The organism is Oceanococcus sp. HetDA_MAG_MS8, from assembly GCA_019192445.1.
Lineage (GTDB): Bacteria > Pseudomonadota > Gammaproteobacteria > Nevskiales > Oceanococcaceae > MS8.
Map to the genome: position 1 here is coordinate 646,526 of JAHCMK010000002.1, position 17,747 is coordinate 664,272.

Genomic DNA, 17,747 nt, shown 5'->3' on the forward strand with positions numbered 1-17,747 from the left:
TCGCACCCCGCAAGTCAGGGCCGCTAGGCAGCAAAAAAGGGAATTCGCGGCGGCTTAACGACGGCTTCGTCGTTGGCAGTTGTTTTTGCCGCAGTGCCGCATTTTATAGAAGCTGAAGGTTTACGGCGAGTTCCTGGCAGTATTTGCCACGCTGCATAGGCGTGGGCTGCGTCCTATAGGGCGGTGTGGCCTGCTCCGCAGAGGCACTATTTGTGGCTAAACTGGGCCGATCAGATCCGCCTGGGGACATCCATTGAGAACTCATACTGGCCGTGTCGCGGCCCTGGTCATGCTTTCCTGTGCTGCTGGAGTGGCCGACGCCAACCCCGGCCCCTTAGATCCGGGACGCAGTTCGACATTGGGGGCTGGGAGCGGGGGCGCTATACCCGGTTTGCGGCATAACCCTGCGGCTGCGGTGATGACGTTACAGCCTGATGAGCGTTTCAAGAGCAGCGTGCTCAATATTCTGAACTTCGGTGTGGAAGCAGGGGATGTAGATGACTTTGTGGAACGCATTGAGGTCCTCGGCAACTGCTTGGAAGAGCAGGTCACCGACGATTGCACAGATTCTCAAGGGAACGTGATTCGTCCTATCGGCGACGATGACATCAGTATCCAGGAAGGGCTGGCCCTGGAGCAGGAGTTCAACGGGGCTCTAGAATCCATTGGCCGGGACGGATACGTCCTACTCGATACGCAAATTCAGTTGCCCAGCATGCCGCTGGTATTTAGGGCGGGTCCGGGCGTTATCGGCTTGGATATCCATGGAGCAGGACTGGCTCAAGCCAGCGTGCTTGATGACAGTCTTCGCTTTAACCCCATCACGGAAAGCATCGAAACCGACACGGCCGCCTACATTCGTACGGCGCGTTTTGTGAATCTAGGTCTGAGCTATGCCCAAGACCTTGCCCCGCAACTCTCCAGCATGCTCGAGGGCTCGGAGCTTTTAGGCCAATGGGCCTTCGGTGCCAGGCTCACGCTGATGCAAGGCACGATGGCCAGAGTGGTCGCGGCTGTGGATAGCGAGGATGACAATGGACAGGATGCTTTTGACCGTGCCGAAGATGCCTACGATCAGGCTGAGCGCGAAACCACCACCATTGCCTTGGACTTAGGCTTCATGTGGAACTATGAGCGCTATGCCGCTGGGCTTACGCTGCGTAACCTCAATTCGCCCAGCTTTGATTACAACCCACTTGGTGAAGACTGCGGCAGCATTCTGAACCCTGGAGAGCAGGCGGACTGTTTGGTGGCTGCCACTTTCGCGGACCGCCTGGACGGGCAAGATGTGTATGAGGCCGAGCCACAGGTCATGTTGGAGGGCCGTTTGGGCTTCCTGGATAACCAACTCCGCCTCAGTACCCAGTTAGAGCTCAACAGCGTGGAGTCACCCGTAGGATTGGATTACCAATGGTGGAACTTGGGCTTGGAATACGCTCCTAGCCTGCAATGGATTCCCAGCCTGCGTGCGGGTTATCGCAACAACCTGGCTAGCGGCGGCGTCGACGCCCTGGCCCTAGGCTTGACCCTGTTCGGCGTAATCAACCTCGATGTGGCCCGCTCCACCGATAGCGTGGTGGTGGATGGCAGCGAGCTGCCGCGTTATGCCGCGGTTAGCCTGGGTTTTGAGATGCCGCTGTGAGCTGGGTTAGCAAGTCTTAACAGAGAGCTACTTGGGTGCGGACGAGCCTGGCAGGGCTGTAGCGGAAGGCCGGGTTGTTGGAGGATTAGGCCGCGTAGCGGTGCCGAAGAGGACCTTCGGCACTTGCAAAGCCCCCGTGATGGGGGCGTTTTGCAAGCCCCGGAAACGACCCGATCAGCCTGGAGCGTGCCCTGCCAGGCTCGTCCGCGCCTCGTCCTTCATCGTGTTGCCCTGCTGCCCGGCCAGCAGGGCAAACAGCCAAACAGTTGGGATGACTTCGCAGGGCGTTGGCTTAGGAGGGTTTGAGGCGCACTCCTGCCGTGACCGCTCTGGCCTTGGCTCTGGCCTCTTCCACATCGGCCCCTCGCGCCAAGCCCACGCCCAGGCGACGACTACCCTGCAGCTCCGGCTTACCAAAGAGGCGCAGGCTGGTATCTGGCGCGCGTAGCGCCTCGGGGTCGACGGCAAAGGCCGGCGCATTGGTACTGCCTTCCAGCACCAAGGCACAAGAAGCGCTGGCGCCATGCTGGGCGATGTTGGGTATAGGCAGGCCGAGAATCGCCCGGGCATGCAGGGCAAATTCGGACAGATCCTGCGATATCAGCGTGACCAGCCCGGTGTCATGGGGGCGTGGTGACACTTCGCTAAACCAGACCTCGTCACCCTTCACAAAGAGTTCTACTCCGAACAGCCCGCGGCCACCCAAGGCCTCGGTGATTTTGTGGGCCACGTCTTCTGCCGCCAAACGCGCGGAGGGGCTCATGGCTTGCGGTTGCCACGATTCGCGGTAGTCGCCGTCCACCTGGATATGGCCCACCGGCTCACAAAAACTGGTGCCATCTACATGCCGCACGGTGAGCAAGGTGATTTCGTAATCGAAGTCCACGAAGCCTTCAACGATCACCCGGCCGGCACCGGCGCGGCCACCCTCTTGGGCGTAGTCCCAGGCGGGTGCGATGTGTTCGGCGCTGCGAATGGTGGACTGGCCTTTGCCCGAAGAGGACATGACCGGCTTCACCACACAGGGCATTCCAATCTCAGCCACGGCGGCTTCGAAGTCTGCGCGGCTATCCACAAAGCGGTAGGGCGATGTCGGCAGCTGTAATTCTTCGGCGGCCAAGCGCCGAATGCCTTCGCGGTCCATGGTTAGCCGGGCGGCGCGTGCGGTGGGAATCACGTTCAGCCCTTGTTCTTCCAACTCCACCAGAGTAGGCGTGTGGATGGCCTCGATTTCCGGCACCACATAATCGGGTTGCTCTTGGGCAATGACGGCGCGCAGCTGCTCAGCATCCAGCATGTTGATCACATGGGCGCGATGAGCCACCTGCATGCCCGGGGCATTGGCATAACGGTCGACGGCAATCACTTCCACGCCCAGGCGTTGGAATTCGATGACGACTTCTTTGCCGAGCTCGCCGGCGCCTAAAAACAGCACCTTGGTGGCCGAGCTTGTGAGGGCGGTACCAAACTCTAGTTCGCTCATGCGCGGGTGTCCTCCAGCCGGGCACGTGCCCGATCCGCAGCCGCACGTACCTGTTTGGGAGCACAGCCGCCAATATGGTCGCGCGCAGCTACCGCGCCTTCGAGGGTCAGTACCTCAAACACATCGGCTTCAGCCAGTGGAGCATGTTGTTGAATCTGCTCCAGGCTCAGTTCGGCCAGATCGCAGTTTTGCTTAATGGCCAAGGCTACGGTTTGCCCCACCTGCTCATGCGCATCGCGGAAGGGCAAGCCTTTGCGGACCAAGTAGTCGGCCAGCTCGGTGGCCGTGGGGTAGCCCTGACTGGCTGCTTTACGGCAGGCCTCGGGCACAAATTTCAACTCGGCCAGCATCGCGCCCATAATTTGGGTGGTTGCCATGGCGGTGTCCAGAGCATCAAACAGGGGCTCTTTGTCTTCCTGGTTGTCGCGGTTGTAGGCCAAGGGCTGGCTCTTCATTAGCGTCAGCAAAGCCATCAGCGAGCCATATACTCGCCCAGTTTTGCCGCGTGCCAGCTCGGCCACATCCGGGTTTTTCTTCTGCGGCATGATCGAGGAACCGGTGCAGAAAGCATCGGGCAGGCTGACCATGCCGAACTGGGGGTTGGCCCAGAGCACCAGCTCCTCGCTCATACGCGAGAAGTGCATCATCAAAATGCTCGCGGCTGAGCAGAATTCGATGGCGAAATCACGGTCGCTGACGGCATCTAAAGAGTTGTCGATGACCCCATCAAAGCCTAGCTCCAAAGCGGTGGCCGCGCGGTTGACCGGATAGCTGGTGCCGGCCAAAGCGGCTGCGCCTAGGGGGCTGCGATTTACCCGCTTGCGCAGGTCCGCCAAGCGCTCGCTATCTCGGCTGAGCATGGCTTCCCAAGCCAGTAAGTGGTGGCCTGCGGTGACCGGTTGCGCCGATTGCAAATGGGTGTAGCCGGGGAAGATGGTGTCGGCTTCGCGTTCCGCCAAGTCGATCAAGGTGCTGCGCAGCTGGCCGAGTAGGGCTTGCAGATCATCAATGGCATCGCGCATGTACAGGCGGATATCGGTGGCCACCTGATCGTTGCGGCTGCGACCAGTGTGTAGCCGCTTGCCAGCATCACCAATTTTGCTGGTGAGGCGGGCCTCGATGTTCATGTGCACATCTTCCAGCGCGGGGCTCCAGGGAAACTCTCCGGCTTCAATTTCCTGCTGAACCTCGTCCAGCCCCGCGCAGATGGCCTGCACATCTGCGCTGCTGAGTACACCTTGGCGTTCCAGCATGCGCGCATGGGCCTTGCTGCCGCGAATGTCCTGGGCATACAAACGCCGGTCGAAGTGCTCAGAGGCCGAGTAGGCTTCTAATAAGGAATCTGTAGCTTGGGCGAAACGACCGCCCCAGAGCTTGCCGCCGGGGGTACTCATAGGCTTATATGGCTGGATAAATGCCGCCGCAGAATAGCAGATGACCCCAGCGCTCCCGGCGCCACAATGGATTCCAGACCTATGCCGAGCACCGGCTGTGGTGCGGGTGCTGCTGGTCAGTCAGATGTTGGCCGTACTGCTGGTGGTCGCTCGCAATCGTCCTCTAGAGCAGCTTGCTGATGACCTGCTGATGGTGTCTTTATTTATCCATTGGGTGAGTTTGAGCAGCTGCGCTTTGCTCTGCGCGATTCGCCGTTATCTGCATAGGCTGACGCTGTTTGAGTCTGTGTGCTTGGCCTTGGGCAGTTTGTGGCTTCTCAGCTTGGCGCTGGCGGAAGCCGCATGGCGATTGCAGTTATGGATGGACCCCCAACAGCCGGCAAACGCGGCCGTGCACTGGCTGTTTCTAGGGCGCATTCAGATCATTGCCCTGCTGGCCTGGGTGGTGTTGCTGCGTTACTTCTATTTGCAGCAGCAAAACGAGCGCCAACAACAAGCCATGTTGGAGGGACGGCTTCAGGCCCTGCAAGACCGCATGCGCCCGCATTTTCTGTTCAATAGTTTGAATAGCTTGCTGGCTTTGATTCCAACGCAGCCAGACGCTGCCGAGGATTTGGTGGATAACCTGTCTAGCTTGTTGCGCGCCGCGCTGGAACACAGCGATGGGCAACACAGCCTGGAGGATGAAACCCAGCTCACTCGTGCCTATTTGGACATTGAAGCCTTGCGCTTGGGCCCGCGGCTGCAGGTGCACTGGGACCTAGATCCCTCACTGCAAGGACAGATGGTGCCGGTATTCAGCGTGCAGCCTTTGGCTGAGAATGCGGTGCTGCATGGTATTGAAGCGCGCATTGAAGGCGGCGCTATTCGCATTCGCAGCCTGCGTCTGGATGCGCGCCGCTGGATGCTGGAAGTGCGTAACCCGGTGCCACGCGACGCCCGCAGCCCGACCCGGCATGGCATTGGCCAAGACAACTTACGCCACCGCATGGCCATGCTGCACGGCAGCGGCGGTCAACTGCAGACCGGAATGGAAGACGGTGAATATGTTGCAAGGCTGGTGTTGCCTTTGCCGGAGTCTGCGCCATGAAAGTGCTGCTGGTTGACGATGAACCTCTGGCCCGCCAACGCCTACGGCGCCTGCTCAGCGATTGCCCCGGTTGGGAGGTGTGCGCTGAGGCCGGCGATGGGCAGTCGGCATGGGAGGCTTTGGAGTCCCATCAGCCTCATGTGTTGTTGCTGGATATACGGATGCCAGGCATGGATGGGGTGGAGCTGAGCCGGCGCCTGCTCAATCTTCCTACGCCGCCCGCGGTTATTTTTTGCACAGCGCATGCGGAGCATGCTCTGCAGGCCTTTCAAACCGTGGCTACGGCCTATCTGCTCAAGCCCGTGAACAAACATAAGCTGCGCGCCGCCCTGGACAAAGTCCAGCTGACTACACGGGCGCAGACCATACGGGCGCCGGCTCCAGGGCCACAGCTGGAGCTGCGTCGCGGTATGCAGCAATGGCGTGTGCCTTTACAGCGTGTCTACCTACTCCAAGCCGAGGATAAGCTCACCACGGTGTATCACAGCGAAGGCAGTGATCACCTCAATGCCTCTTTGAATCAGCTGGAGCAGCAGTACCCTCAGTTGCTTCGGGTACACCGTCAGGCTTTGGTGAATCCGGATCATGTGCAGGCGCTCCTCCCCTGTGGCCGTGGGCGCTACCAAATACAGCTGGCCGTGGATCTTCCTCCGGTGGCGGTGAGTCGGCGTCTTCTGGCCCAGGTTCGTCGCCGACTCGCGCAAAGTGCAAGCGCCTACAGTCCTGGGGCGGATATCGCAGGCAAGCATGGCGAATAAATCCGGACTTCCCTAAGGTGTGGGCCTGAGACCCCGCCTACAATGCGAACATGACAACTCTGCGCATCGCCACCCGCAACAGCCCGCTCGCGCTCTGGCAGGCGCGTTTCGTCGCCGAGCAATTGCAGCAGGCCGACCCGGCTTGTGAGTGCGAGCTTGTCCCCATGACCACCACAGGGGACCGCTGGTTGGAAGGGCGTTTGTCCAGTCAGGGCGGTAAGGGTCTGTTCGTCAAAGAACTGGAGGCGGCGCTGCTGGAGTCGCGGGCTGACTTGGCCGTGCACTCTTTGAAAGATGTACCCATGCAGCTGCCGCCTGGACTAGTTCTGGGAGCTTTTCTCAGCCGGCATAATCCGGCCGATGCCTTAATTGGTGCCTCTGGCCTGGAGGAGTTGCCTCAAGGAGCTGTGGTGGGAACCGCCAGCCAGCGGCGCAGCATGCTGCTATTGCAGCAGCGGCCCGACCTGCAGCTGAAGCTGTTACGCGGCAACGTGAACACCCGCCTCGCCAAGTTGGATGCAGGTGAGTACCAAGCCATTATTCTTGCGGCCTCCGGCATGGAACGCTTGGGCTTTAGCGACCGTATTGGTAGCTGCATGCCTACCGAGCAGATGATTCCGGCACCGGGTCAAGGCATTTTGGCCATTGAAACGCGCGCTGAAGATCAGGCCCTGCTCCAGCGGCTGCAAAGCTTAAACGATGCTCAAGCCGAGTCTGCCGCGCGCGCCGAGCGCGCCTTGTCCAGAGCGCTGGGCGGGTCCTGTGCCTTGCCTTTGGCCGGCTATTGCACAGTGCATGCCGATCATCTCCAGCTGCATGCCGCACTGGGCATGCCCGATGGCTCTGAGGTCGTCAGCGCCAGTCAGCAGGCATCCGTACAAGATCGGCCTGAGGCGCTAGGCGAGTCTGTGGCGGAGCAACTGCGTGCGGATGGCGGCGCCTCAATTTTGGAGCGCTTGGCGCAGCCCACGTCAGACCCTGTGTGAGCGCATCTGCGCCGCAGGCTGAGTGCCTTAAGCCAATGCCTCGCCTCTGGTTAACGCGCACCCGGCCCCAGCGTTCCACTGCCTGGGAAGCGGAGCTGCAAGCCGCTGGCTGGGATGTACAACGCCTGGAAGTTTTAGCCACTACACCACGCCAGTTCAGTGCACAGGACGAGGACTGGCTGGCGCAACAGGCGGCCGAGGCCAAGGCTTGGTTATGGACTTCGGCTGCTGCGGTTGCCGCCGTTGCTCAGCGGCTTGCCCCCTTCGCTAATCGGGCCGAGCAGCATGCGGTAGGGCGGAGCACGGCCACTGCCGTGGAGCAGGCTCTGCATCAGCCCTGTGCGGCCCCGCAGCGCGGGCATGGGGGTAACGCCTGGGTGGCCGAGTACGGTGGGCGGCTACGACCTGGCGATCAACTCCTGTTAATCACCGGGTACGACCCGCGCCAAGAGTGGTTAGAGCCGCTGCGTGCTTTGGGAGTAATGGTGGTGATCGCCTCGGTGTACCAGCGTAAGCCCATCGCCTGTGATCTCCCTGCGGAGCTGCCTGACGCCGTTATCGCCACCTCCGCAGCAGCCCTGGAATCGCTCAGCCACAGCCTGCTCAAGGCCAGCCATACGCAGGTTTTTCGCAGGCCCTTGCTGCTCTCTGCGCCTAGGCTGAAGACGGCTGCACGTCGACTGGGCTGGTCGGGTACGATGGCTGTCCTCCCTGCACTGACTGCTGACGGCCTGCAGGCCGCTCTGAAGGACCTTTGAATGAGCTCGAACACGCCTCCGTCTGATTCGACCAAAAGCAAAGGCGCTAAAGCTGCGCCGCAGACAGCATCATCCCCGGCAGAGACACAGGCCAAGCCCAGTACGCCCTTCACAGCGAGTGGCGAGAAGCCTGCCGAGAAACCGGCTGCAGCCCAGTCCGCAGCTAGCAGCGCTAAACCCCAGGCTGCTCAAGCTCAAGCTTCGGAGCAGCCACGGGCCGCATCTCCCAAAGCAGCGCCAGCTGTGTCGGCCACAGCTGGATCGACTCCGGGCGCGGCTGCCGCTCAGACGGGCCGCAGTGCTCAGACGGCCGCGGCATCGGCACCGTCCAAACCGCACCCCTGGCTGGGCCTGTTCCTGCTGCTTTTCTTGATCTTGCTGTTGGGAAATGCCGCCGTGAACTACTGGCAATGGCAGGAGGACAAAACCCAGGATCAAACGCTGGCCACGCTGAGCGCAGGACAAGACAAGGTTGCCGCACTGGCCGAAGAGTTGGATCAAGTGCGGGCGCAGCGGGTTGAGCTGGAACAACGCAGCCGGGCCACTGAGCAGGAGCTGCGCCGGCAGTTAGACCAAATCCAACGGCGCATGGCCCCACTGCCCGAGCAAATGCAGGTGCTGATGACCGCGCAATCGGAGCTGCGGGAAAAAGTGACGGGTGGCAACAACGCCTGGCGCTTAGATGCCGTAGAACAGCTACTACTCACCGCGAATGAGCGAGCCCAACTCGCGCAAGACTTGCGTGGGGCGCGCCAAGCCTTGGAACTTGCCGACCTGCGCTTACAAAGTTTGGCGGATCCGGCATGGGTGCCTCTGCGCCAACAAATTGCAGCGGATATTGCCGCGCTGCGGGCTGTGCCGCAGCCCGATATCACAGCGCTGAGCCTCAAGCTGCAGGCGCTGAGCGATCGAGTGCCAGGCTTGCCCTTGGCCGGCCATGCCATCCGCAGTCGCGACACTCAAGCAGGCTCTGGGTCGTCGCCCGAGCAAGCCGCTGCGGATATGCTTTGGTATGAGCGAGTCTTGTCCAAAGTCCAAGCCGCCGTGAGCTCTTTGGTGACCATTCGCCAAAACACCACGCCAACCACGCCTTTGCTGCCACCAGATTTGCATGGACTACTGGTGCAAAACCTGCGCTTACAACTGCAAGAGGCGCGCACAGCGCTACTGCTGCGCAATGCCGAGCAGTTTCAGGCTGCCTTGCGAGCGGCTCAGGCTTGGGTGGAAGACTACTTGGAGGTCACCGACCCGGCCGTCGCTGCGGCACTGGCCACCATGAGTGAACTACAGGCCACGACCATTGCTCCTCAAATCCCCGACCTCACCGGGTCTTTGAATCAGCTGCGTCAGCAGCGGCAGGAGTCCTAAATGCTGCGCCTATTCCTGTTTCTGGGCTTGGCCCTGGTTGCTGGGGGGGCGGCAGCCATCTTGCTCAAAGAGCATCAGGGTTATGTGCTCATTGAAGTGGCCGGTTACCAGCTCGAGACAACTCTGGCTGCGCTGGTGATGTTGCTGGTTGCGGCTTTGGTTGGTTTGGCTTTGTTGTGGCGTTTCCTAGCAGCCCTATTTGTGGTGCCTGGTCAGCTGCGCGAGGCCTTAGACCGGCGCCGTCTGCAGCGTGCTCAAAGCCAGTTTCAGCAAGGCATGTTGGCCCTGAAAATGGAGCGCTGGGCCAGTGCTGAGCGAGCCTTGCTCAAGCATGTCAGTGATGCACCCGTTCCTGCGCTGAATTATCTCGGAGCCGCCGAGGCGGCCCACCAGCAAGGTGCTGAAAGCCGCAGCGAAGAATATTTGAACCTGGCCGAACAGGATGGTGGCTCATCGCAGGCGGCGGTGGCCATGGCGCGGGCGCGCTGGGCACGTGATCGCGGGGATTGGGATGCAGCCCTACAAGCGCTCAAGACCGCTGAATCGGTAAAAGGGCATAGCCCTCAAGCCGTACAGGCCCTGCGTTTAGAGGTGCTGGAGCGTAGCGAGCAATGGGCAGCGCTGCGCAGTGTATTGCCGCAGTCTTTGGGCGCCTTGCCGCGCCCGCAGTTGGAAGCCTTGGGCACCCGCGCAGAGGCCGCCTTGCTGCAGCAAGCCGGCGATGCCGGCAACTTAGAAGCCCTACGCGATCGCTGGCTGAGTTTGCCCAAAGCCCAACGCCAAGACCCCGACCTGCTCTGTGTGTATGTGCGTTACTTGCACCGGCTGGGCGCCGATGCCGAAGCCTTAAGGCTGATTCCGCCAGCACTCAAGCAGCGCTGGCATCCGGAGCTGGCCCGACTGTATGGCCAATTACATGCCGAGGATGGCGTGGCTCAGTTGGCCGTGGTGGAGCAGTGGTTACAAAAACACGAAAACGACCCTGAGCTGCTCACCGTTGCCGGCCAGTTAGCCGCCCGCTGCCGCTTGTGGGGTAAAGCCCGAAGCTATTTGGAAAGTGCCCAGCGCATTCGCCCCAGTGCCGAAATTGCTTTGGCCCTGGGTCAGCTACAAGCGCAAAATCAGGATGAATCTGCGGCCTTGCAGACCTACCGCAAGGGCTTGCAGATGGCGGTGCAGCCTAGCCCAGCTAGTAGCGCACCAGCCTTGCCCAAACGCGACTGAGCCTTAGCATGGCTTTGGTGCTGGCGGGCTACGGGGATATTGGCGCGCGGATTGCCCGCCAGGCCCAAACACCATGTGTAGGCCTGAACCGCTCGGGGCGCTTCGTGCCAGGTTTGGATGTGCGGCTACTGCGTGGACCCTTAAGCGAGTTGCAACAAGGCGTGCAGGCCGCTGATGGTGTGATTTGGCTAGCGCCACCACCGCCTGAGGGCCAGACCGACAACCTCATCCGCCAGGCTCTAGCGGGGGTTACTGGCTTGCGAAAGCTGGTGTATGTATCCACCTCTGGGGTCTATGGCGATTGTCAGGGGCGCTGGGTAGATGAGGGCGCTCCATTAGCCGCGCAAACCCCGCGGGCGCAGCGGCGCATGGATGCCGAAGCCGCCGTGCAATCCTGGGCGGCGCAGCATGCCGTGGATTGGGCCATCGTACGGGTGCCAGGCATTTACGGCCCAGGACGCCTGCCGCAGCGGCGCTTAGAACAGGGTGCACCCATTTTGGCTGCTGCATTGGCTCCCTGGTCAAACCGCATCCATGCGGAGGACCTCGCCCGCTTTTTGTTGCTGGTGCTGGAGCAAGGCCAAGGTATTTACAACATTAGCGACGGCCAGCCCGGCACCATTACCCAGTACTACTTGGCGGCAGCTGAAGTGTTGGGAATAGCTCCGCCGCCTCAGGTGCGCGATGCTAAGGAGCTTGGCCCGGCTCTGGCCAGTTATATGGCTGAGTCGCGCCGCCTGGATATCACCAGGGCTCAGCAGGAGCTGGGTTTTGTGCCCCACTTCCCCGACTTTTATGCGGCTTTGCCCGGCTGTCTGCAGCCAGATTTGCAGTGGCAGCAACCGCCGCCGACCTAGTCCATGGTTTTCGAGCCGCAGCCGATGGCTCTAGAATGCCGGTGAACCACAGAGGAGATCACCAATGGCTCAGCAATTCGCCAGCTTTGCGGATTTTTACCCTTATTACTTGGCCGAACACTCCAACCGTACCTGCCGACGGCTGCATTTTGTGGGCAGCACCATTGGCTTGGCCATGATGGTTTTTGCGCTCATCAGCGGGCAGTTGTGGCTGATTTTGCTTGCGCTGGTTCAAGGCTACGCATGGGCCTGGGTGGGCCATTTCTTCTTTGAACACAACAAGCCGGCCACCTTTAAATACCCCTGGATGAGCTTCAAAGGCGACTGGGTAATGTGGAAGGACATCCTCACCGGGAAAATTCCCTTTTAAACCTTTTACTGAGGGTGAGCCACGCATCCTTGTGATTGCTGTTGTTGGCGAGTCTGCGTAGCCTGTAAGCCGCCCCCACCCTAAGGCTGCGCTGGCGGCCAAAATGCTCATGGTTGACTCGTTGCTCCGTCCCTGCCGCATTGCTGTCGTATTGCTCGGCGGCATCATTTTGAGCGCCTGCGGTGGTCTCGACACCGTCGCTGAACCCACCGCGCGCCGCTTCCAGTTTCAAACAGAACCCGGGGACGACATTCGTTTCGGCTTCGCCGAGTACCCGCCAGGCCAGGAAGAAGATTTCAACCTGGAGGCGGGTTGGGAGCGCGTTCCGGGGGCAGCTAATACCGGTACCAACGGCATCTTTTTGAATGGGAACAATCGCAGCGACGACCTGTTCATGTTCTTCAGCACCCGCATCACGGGCCTGGCCTCCAACGCGCGCTACACCGTGAGCTTTTCGGTGCAGCTTTATACCCGCGAGGGTGAGGGCTGTGTGGGCATTGGTGGGGCACCGGGCGAAAGTGTGTTCGTCAAAGCGGGTTTAACCCGGTTTCGGCCAGAGGTGGTTAACGACGGCAGCGGCCAAGTACGCGTGAATGTGGATAAAGGTAATCAGGCTGAGTCTGGGAGTGAGGCCATTGTGATTGGCGACCTCGCAGGCAGCCGGCAAAACTGTACTCGTGGAAGTTACGAGGTCAAAAACCTCAGTAGCGCCCCCCAAACTTTCAACTTCACCACTGATGTGGACGGCGATGCCTGGTTGATTGTAGGAACCGACTCCGGTTTTGAGGGGGAAACACGGGTGTACTACACCGAAGTGTTGGTGGACTTCCAGCCGCGCTAGCCCAGGCTCCTACCACCCCCTCTCGTCAGGGCGGGCTGGTCAAACTATAATCAAGAGCTTGCCCGCATTTACGGCGCGTTGGCGCCACGTCCCCATGGATACCTCCCAAGTCTTTGATGTGATTGTGATTGGCGGTGGCCACGCCGGAGCCGAAGCCGCCTTGGCGGCAGCGCGCACGGGTGCGAACACCTTGCTGCTCACCCATAGCATCGAAACCTTGGGCCAGATGAGCTGTAACCCGGCCATTGGCGGCATTGGCAAAGGCCACCTGGTGAAAGAGATTGATGCCTTGGGCGGCTTGATGGGCCGCGCGGCAGATGCAGCCGGTATTCAATGGCGCCGACTCAACGCCAGCAAAGGCCCGGCTGTGCGTGCGACTCGCTGCCAGGCCGACCGCGCCCTGTATCGCAGCTTTGTGCGCGACGCCTTGGAAAATGCGCCCAATCTCAAAATCTTCCAGCAGGCCGTGAATGACCTGCTGGTTGAACATGGCCAGGTGCGCGGCGTGGTCACCGCCATGGGTTTGAGCATTCGCGCCCATGCCGTAGTGCTGTGTACCGGCACCTTCTTGGGCGGGAAAATTCATATTGGCTTGCAGCAATCCTCGGGTGGTCGTGCGGGCGATCCACCGAGCATTGCTCTAGCAGATCGCTTGCGGGCTCTGCCGCTGCGGGTGGCGCGGCTCAAAACCGGCACCCCACCGCGTATTGATGGCCGCAGCATTAATTACAGTCAATGTGAAATTCAGCCTGGCGACGACCCCCGGCCGGTGTTCTCCTTCCTGGGTAGCCAGGACGACCACCCATCTCAGGTGCCCTGCCATATCACCTGGACGACTGCGGAAACACACGACATTATTCGCGGCGGCTTAGACCGCTCGCCCATGTATTCGGGGGTGATTGAAGGCGTAGGCCCGCGCTATTGCCCCAGCGTGGAAGACAAAGTGGTGCGCTTTGCCGACAAAGAGCGCCATCAAATTTTCATCGAGCCCGAGGGCCTGACCACCCACGAGATCTACCCCAACGGTATTTCCACCAGCCTGCCTTATGACGTGCAGCTGGCCCTGGTACGCAGCATCCCCGGCTTTGAGCAGGCGCATATCACCCGCCCTGGTTACGCCATTGAGTACGACTACTGCGACCCGCGCGACTTAGAGCCCTCGCTAGAGTCCAAAGTGCTACCCAATCTGTACTTGGCCGGGCAAATTAACGGGACCACGGGTTACGAAGAAGCAGCAGCCCAAGGTTTGCTGGCCGGCCTGAATGCCGCCCGTCGGGCGCGTAGCGAAGAGGCCTGGTACCCACGCCGCGACGAGGCTTACATAGGCGTGCTGGTGGACGACCTCACCACCCGCGGGGTGGCCGAGCCCTACCGCATGTTTACCAGCCGCGCCGAGTACCGCCTACGCCTGCGCGAAGACAATGCCGACCTGCGCATGACCCCAGTCGGGCGTGATCTCGGCCTAGTGGATGATCACCGCTGGGAGCGTTTCTGCGCCAAACGCGACGGTGTCGACGCCGAACTGGCCCGCCTGCGGAAAACGGTAGTGCGCCCCCAGGACGTACCCGAAGCCCTGGCCGTAGAAGTATTCGGCGAGCCCTTACGCAAAGAGTTTCATGCCTTCGATCTCTTACGCCGGCCCAATGTGAGCTATGCCGCCTTGCACAAGGTGGCAGCCCTGGGTGGTGGCCATAGCGACCCGGCAGTGGCCGAGCAGGTGGAGATTCAAGCCCAGTACACGGGGTACATCGAGCGCCAAGAAGCCGAAATTGCCAAGCTCAAAAACTTAGAAGGCGTGGCCCTGCCCACCGACTTTGATTACAGCCAGGTGCGCGGCCTCTCCACCGAAGTGCAGACCAAGCTTAGCCAGGCCAAACCGACCACGCTGGGCCAAGCCAGCCGCTTGGAAGGCCTCACGCCGGCGGCCATTTCGCTGCTCAGCGTGCATATCAAGCGCAAGAAAGCTCAAGCTGCCTAGCAGCCCCTGCTTGCATAGCCCAGCCCGCGACTTGAACTGCAGGCTTAGCTACCCACGCAATAACCACCTGCTTCAGCTGCGCTGCTGATGCGGCGGCTTCTGGCCCCGAGCCGCGAACCAAACCAGCATCGCTGAAGTGCCGGCTTGCTCAGGCTTAGAGCAGCGCGGCTTGGGGAACCGCGCTTGAAATTTTGCGGTGGCATGGGCACTGTGCGCAGCATTCATTTCTGAGGAGATTCACCCATGGCACGCTTGTACTTGCTGCTCACCATTATCGGTACGGTTTTACCTCTGGCCGTCTTTTTCGGCCTCATTGGAGACTTCCCGGCAGTACAAGGCAGCCTGCTGGCCGGCTTTTTCCCGAACGTAGCCGCCGCAGCCGCCACTACGGATGTGCTCTGGGCAAGTGTGGTGTTTCTCATTTGGATGGGCGCCGACAGCCGCAGAATGGGTTTCGGCTTTCCCTGGTGGATCATTCCCATCAATGCCATCGTGGGTTTATGTGCGGCTTTGCCCTTGTATTTGTGGCTACGCGAAACCCGCCAGGCCGCGGAATAAGCCAGCACGGCATGCGGCCTAGGGCCTGCCGAACTGCTAATCTAAGCAGCACGTACCGAGCCGCCTGCGTCACACCATTATGCAAAGTTTCCAGCATTCCACTGTGCTGCCAGCACCCGCCCGCGTTGTGATTGAACAGGTCACCAGCGAGCCTTACTTGCTGTACCGCTACAAAGAGCCCAACCAACTGGACTTCAGCTTGGATGTGCTGCGCGACGATGACGACCACCACGAAGTGCGCATTGTGCGGGTGTACAGCACCGAGCAAGTGCCTCGCATGGCGCGCAAGCTACTCGGCCAACAGCTCGAGCTGGTGCAAACGCAGCGCTGGTCCCGCACCGGCCCGGCCTTTGACGGCGGTTTACGCATGGAAGTGTCCGGAGTGCCCGGCTTTATCGACGGCCAAATGTCCTTGGCCGACCACGACGACCAGCAAAGCCGCATGCAGGCCCAAGGCAACGTCAAAGTGAAGGTCCCCATCATTGGCGGCCAGATCGAAAAACTACTGCTCGACCGCGCCGAAGAAGGCTTCTCCAAAAGCATGGGCTCCATCGCCGAGTGGCTACAAAAGGTGTAGCCACAGCCACACGAGTTTCTGTGGCTACCGCCGCAGATTGAATAGGGGAGCGGAAATATGAGCTACAGCATCAATCTCGACGCCCTGCGTATGTTTCTGGTGTGGAGCGCCGTACTCGGCCTCGGCCTGCTCACCTACTGGTTTGTCATGCTGCGCCTAGCCGGGAACTGGGTTTACCGCCTGCACAGCCGCTATTTTCAAATCACCCGCCAGGACTTCGACCGCATCCAATACACCGGCATGCTGGTGCTCAAGCTGGCTATTTTCTTGTTCTTCATCATCCCAGCTTTGGCCCTAGTCATACTGCGCTAGGCTAAAAACTCTGCCCATGAGTTGCGGCCGCCTCCCCACCACAGTATAAAAACAGCACACCAAGGGCGAAGCGGGAGGGCAAGCCGGTGCAAAAAACCCCAGCATGTCTGTTTTCGTGGCGCCTCATGCAGGTCGCTAAACAGGTAGCGCCAATAAATCAGGGGTTTGAGGCAGATTTGCGTTCCTGTTCTTGGCTATCAGACGGCTTTATCGCCCTCAGATGCGGTGTTACACCCCGCTTGTGGCGTCGAATTGGGCGTTAGAAGTCACAGATGCCAATTGATCTGACCACGATACAAGTGCCCATTGAACGAGGGTACGCAACATTTCTGGCTGCATGCATTGCCGCATTGGTATCACTCGTAGGTCTTGCCGTTACAGTTTGGTCTGTAAGGGCAAAGGCCAAAGCCGAGGCGTCCTTTACCGATCAAGTCAATAGAAAGAAAGAAGAGCGAGATTACTTGCTCAAGCAGCTAACCAACTTCTATGACCCCGTGTACTGCCTTCTCGAAGCAAACCGACATATTTTTGAAAGGATAGGCCCAAAGTCAGACGCCCGGAGCTCTGGTGATTTCGATGATGCAGAAACAGCCAAGGTTTGGAGTGAATTGTCTTCCAACGTTGTGCAAAAGAACAATATTCGATTGTGCCGGATAATTGAGGAAAATTTGCATTTCATCTCCAAAGACGACGATGAGGCGGTTTACCTCGAATTCCTAACGCATGCTCACGCATATAACGTTTTCGGAAAAGAGCCGTTCGAGGCGTATCGGTTGTTTACGTTCCCCAGTCAACTCAATTCCGCCGTGCGTACTGCCAGAGGTCAAGTTAAGGCCCGTCTAATGGCGACCTATGCCGGTAAAAAGGCAGGTATAAAATGTCCCTAGTTCATACACTTATGCGCTTCAAGGATGAGGGGCGCGTTAGCCGCTTTGAGATGCTTGATCAGCAAAAGGCTAAGATCACCTTGCGTGGCGGTCGTGAAATTACGGTGTACATGTCAAAGGACTACATCATCGGCAGCTCAGAGGTCGAAGAGGCTTTGGAACACCCCGCTGCCGAGTTTCTGATTTACAATAATTGGGACAAGTTGACCCCGTCAGCTTCGGCGGAGGGCTGTCGTCGCGGCCTGGAGATCGCTAGTTTTGGTGCGTTTGGGTACAGGCTAGATGAGCTTTCCGCAGAGAACTAAGCTGGCCTCGTCATGGCTTGACGCCTTTTTATGCAGGCAAGTATTTCATGAGGTATGGCTTTTTGGTTCGTTCACCACCGCGCGAAGATATCCTCGTGATGCCGATGTTCTTGGGGTTTATGGGCAGGGCCAAATGGAAACTGCTCGAAGGGTTGGTGCGTGCGCTAGGGCTCAGTTTCAGAGAGAGTTTGGGTTGCCACTTCACCTTGTCCTTCTTAGCGTTTCCGAGGTGCATCAAGTGAAGCAGCACGTTGAAAATATGTTGGTTTCTGGTCTTAAGGTGCGCTAGGTGACTTCTAACAACACGTATATGGACTCCCCCAGCAAGGCCTTGAGTTGAAGTCGTGACTAGACAGGGG

Annotated in this window: 18 protein-coding genes; 16 read left to right on the top strand and 2 right to left on the bottom strand. The window is 59.7% G+C overall.

The features are described 5' to 3' along the window. Nucleotides 1-289 precede the first annotated feature (289 nt). On the top strand, nt 290-1,642 hold the full coding sequence (gene traF, locus KI787_05695; GenBank protein ID MBV6629434.1) for a conjugal transfer protein TraF: 1,353 nt from the start codon (nt 290-292) through the stop codon (nt 1,640-1,642). Between the two features lie 292 nt (nt 1,643-1,934). On the opposite strand, the gene purT is transcribed toward traF, so the two are convergent. Both purT and argH read right to left on the bottom strand, forming a co-directional pair. Continuing rightward, nucleotides 1,935-3,125: a formate-dependent phosphoribosylglycinamide formyltransferase gene (purT, locus tag KI787_05700; protein MBV6629435.1), complete on the bottom strand. Its 1,191-nt coding sequence runs from the start codon at nt 3,123-3,125 to the stop codon at nt 1,935-1,937. Then, on the bottom strand, nt 3,122-4,519 hold the full coding sequence (gene argH, locus KI787_05705; protein ID MBV6629436.1) for an argininosuccinate lyase: 1,398 nt from the start codon (nt 4,517-4,519) through the stop codon (nt 3,122-3,124). Before argH ends, purT begins: the two co-directional genes overlap by 4 nt. 40 nt (nt 4,520-4,559) lie before the next feature. Between argH and KI787_05710 the strand changes: the two genes are divergently transcribed. The 15 genes from KI787_05710 to KI787_05780 all read left to right on the top strand — a co-directional run bounded on the left by KI787_05710 (nt 4,560) and on the right by KI787_05780 (nt 17,388). Continuing rightward, nucleotides 4,560-5,609 carry a histidine kinase gene (locus KI787_05710; protein MBV6629437.1) on the top strand — a complete coding sequence of 350 codons (1,050 nt, stop codon included), beginning with the start codon at nt 4,560-4,562 and terminating at the stop codon, nt 5,607-5,609. Next, nucleotides 5,606-6,367 carry a response regulator transcription factor gene (locus KI787_05715; protein ID MBV6629438.1) on the top strand — a complete coding sequence of 254 codons (762 nt, stop codon included), beginning with the start codon at nt 5,606-5,608 and terminating at the stop codon, nt 6,365-6,367. The genes KI787_05710 and KI787_05715 overlap by 4 nt, the downstream gene beginning before the upstream one ends. A 50-nt stretch (nt 6,368-6,417) precedes the next feature. Continuing rightward, complete coding sequence (gene hemC / locus KI787_05720; GenBank protein ID MBV6629439.1) at nt 6,418-7,353, top strand: hydroxymethylbilane synthase; 936 nt, start codon at nt 6,418-6,420, stop codon at nt 7,351-7,353. Nucleotides 7,354-7,388: 35 nt separating this feature from the next. Beyond that, the gene (locus KI787_05725) at nt 7,389-8,111 is read left to right on the top strand and encodes a uroporphyrinogen-III synthase (protein MBV6629440.1); all 723 of its coding nucleotides are present in this window, start codon (nt 7,389-7,391) and stop codon (nt 8,109-8,111) included. After that, a complete protein-coding gene (locus KI787_05730; GenBank protein MBV6629441.1) occupies nt 8,112-9,479 on the top strand; it encodes a uroporphyrinogen-III C-methyltransferase in 1,368 nt (455 codons plus the stop codon). Beyond that, entirely contained in the window at nt 9,480-10,703 is a 1,224-nt protein-coding gene (locus tag KI787_05735; GenBank protein MBV6629442.1) for a hypothetical protein, read from the top strand. A gap of 8 nt (nt 10,704-10,711) precedes the next feature. Then, complete coding sequence (locus tag KI787_05740) at nt 10,712-11,560, top strand: NAD-dependent epimerase/dehydratase family protein (GenBank protein ID MBV6629443.1); 849 nt, start codon at nt 10,712-10,714, stop codon at nt 11,558-11,560. A 64-nt stretch (nt 11,561-11,624) separates the two neighbouring features. After that, nucleotides 11,625-11,930 (top strand): DUF962 domain-containing protein, encoded by a 306-nt coding sequence (locus tag KI787_05745; GenBank protein MBV6629444.1) that lies wholly within the window; start codon nt 11,625-11,627, stop codon nt 11,928-11,930. 103 nt (nt 11,931-12,033) lie between these two features. Further along, a complete protein-coding gene (locus KI787_05750; GenBank protein ID MBV6629445.1) occupies nt 12,034-12,771 on the top strand; it encodes a hypothetical protein in 738 nt (245 codons plus the stop codon). A 94-nt stretch (nt 12,772-12,865) separates the two neighbouring features. Further along, nucleotides 12,866-14,749, top strand: a complete 1,884-nt coding sequence (gene mnmG, locus KI787_05755; protein MBV6629446.1) for a tRNA uridine-5-carboxymethylaminomethyl(34) synthesis enzyme MnmG — start codon at nt 12,866-12,868, stop codon at nt 14,747-14,749. 243 nt (nt 14,750-14,992) lie between these two features. Next, nucleotides 14,993-15,307 (top strand): DUF2834 domain-containing protein, encoded by a 315-nt coding sequence (locus KI787_05760; GenBank protein ID MBV6629447.1) that lies wholly within the window; start codon nt 14,993-14,995, stop codon nt 15,305-15,307. Between the two features lie 103 nt (nt 15,308-15,410). Continuing rightward, nucleotides 15,411-15,884, top strand: coding sequence for a DUF2505 domain-containing protein (locus KI787_05765; GenBank protein ID MBV6629448.1), 474 nt, complete (start codon nt 15,411-15,413; stop codon nt 15,882-15,884). Between the two features lie 57 nt (nt 15,885-15,941). Further along, the gene (locus KI787_05770; protein ID MBV6629449.1) at nt 15,942-16,196 is read left to right on the top strand and encodes a hypothetical protein; all 255 of its coding nucleotides are present in this window, start codon (nt 15,942-15,944) and stop codon (nt 16,194-16,196) included. 272 nt (nt 16,197-16,468) lie between these two features. Next, entirely contained in the window at nt 16,469-17,083 is a 615-nt protein-coding gene (locus KI787_05775; protein MBV6629450.1) for a hypothetical protein, read from the top strand. A gap of 11 nt (nt 17,084-17,094) precedes the next feature. Next, on the top strand, nt 17,095-17,388 hold the full coding sequence (locus KI787_05780) for a hypothetical protein (GenBank protein ID MBV6629451.1): 294 nt from the start codon (nt 17,095-17,097) through the stop codon (nt 17,386-17,388). The last annotated feature ends 359 nt before the right edge of the window (nt 17,389-17,747 follow it).

Coding starts and splice junctions, on each gene's coding strand:
- traF (MBV6629434.1), top strand. CDS start 290: ATGCTTTCCTGTGCTGCTGGAGTGGCCGACGCCAACCCCGGCCCCTTA.
- purT (MBV6629435.1), bottom strand. CDS start 3,125: ATGAGCGAACTAGAGTTTGGTACCGCCCTCACAAGCTCGGCCACCAAG.
- argH (MBV6629436.1), bottom strand. CDS start 4,519: ATGAGTACCCCCGGCGGCAAGCTCTGGGGCGGTCGTTTCGCCCAAGCT.
- KI787_05710 (MBV6629437.1), top strand. CDS start 4,560: ATGACCCCAGCGCTCCCGGCGCCACAATGGATTCCAGACCTATGCCGA.
- KI787_05715 (MBV6629438.1), top strand. CDS start 5,606: ATGAAAGTGCTGCTGGTTGACGATGAACCTCTGGCCCGCCAACGCCTA.
- hemC (MBV6629439.1), top strand. CDS start 6,418: ATGACAACTCTGCGCATCGCCACCCGCAACAGCCCGCTCGCGCTCTGG.
- KI787_05725 (MBV6629440.1), top strand. CDS start 7,389: ATGCCTCGCCTCTGGTTAACGCGCACCCGGCCCCAGCGTTCCACTGCC.
- KI787_05730 (MBV6629441.1), top strand. CDS start 8,112: ATGAGCTCGAACACGCCTCCGTCTGATTCGACCAAAAGCAAAGGCGCT.
- KI787_05735 (MBV6629442.1), top strand. CDS start 9,480: ATGCTGCGCCTATTCCTGTTTCTGGGCTTGGCCCTGGTTGCTGGGGGG.
- KI787_05740 (MBV6629443.1), top strand. CDS start 10,712: ATGGCTTTGGTGCTGGCGGGCTACGGGGATATTGGCGCGCGGATTGCC.
- KI787_05745 (MBV6629444.1), top strand. CDS start 11,625: ATGGCTCAGCAATTCGCCAGCTTTGCGGATTTTTACCCTTATTACTTG.
- KI787_05750 (MBV6629445.1), top strand. CDS start 12,034: ATGCTCATGGTTGACTCGTTGCTCCGTCCCTGCCGCATTGCTGTCGTA.
- mnmG (MBV6629446.1), top strand. CDS start 12,866: ATGGATACCTCCCAAGTCTTTGATGTGATTGTGATTGGCGGTGGCCAC.
- KI787_05760 (MBV6629447.1), top strand. CDS start 14,993: ATGGCACGCTTGTACTTGCTGCTCACCATTATCGGTACGGTTTTACCT.
- KI787_05770 (MBV6629449.1), top strand. CDS start 15,942: ATGAGCTACAGCATCAATCTCGACGCCCTGCGTATGTTTCTGGTGTGG.
- KI787_05775 (MBV6629450.1), top strand. CDS start 16,469: ATGCCAATTGATCTGACCACGATACAAGTGCCCATTGAACGAGGGTAC.
- KI787_05780 (MBV6629451.1), top strand. CDS start 17,095: ATGCGCTTCAAGGATGAGGGGCGCGTTAGCCGCTTTGAGATGCTTGAT.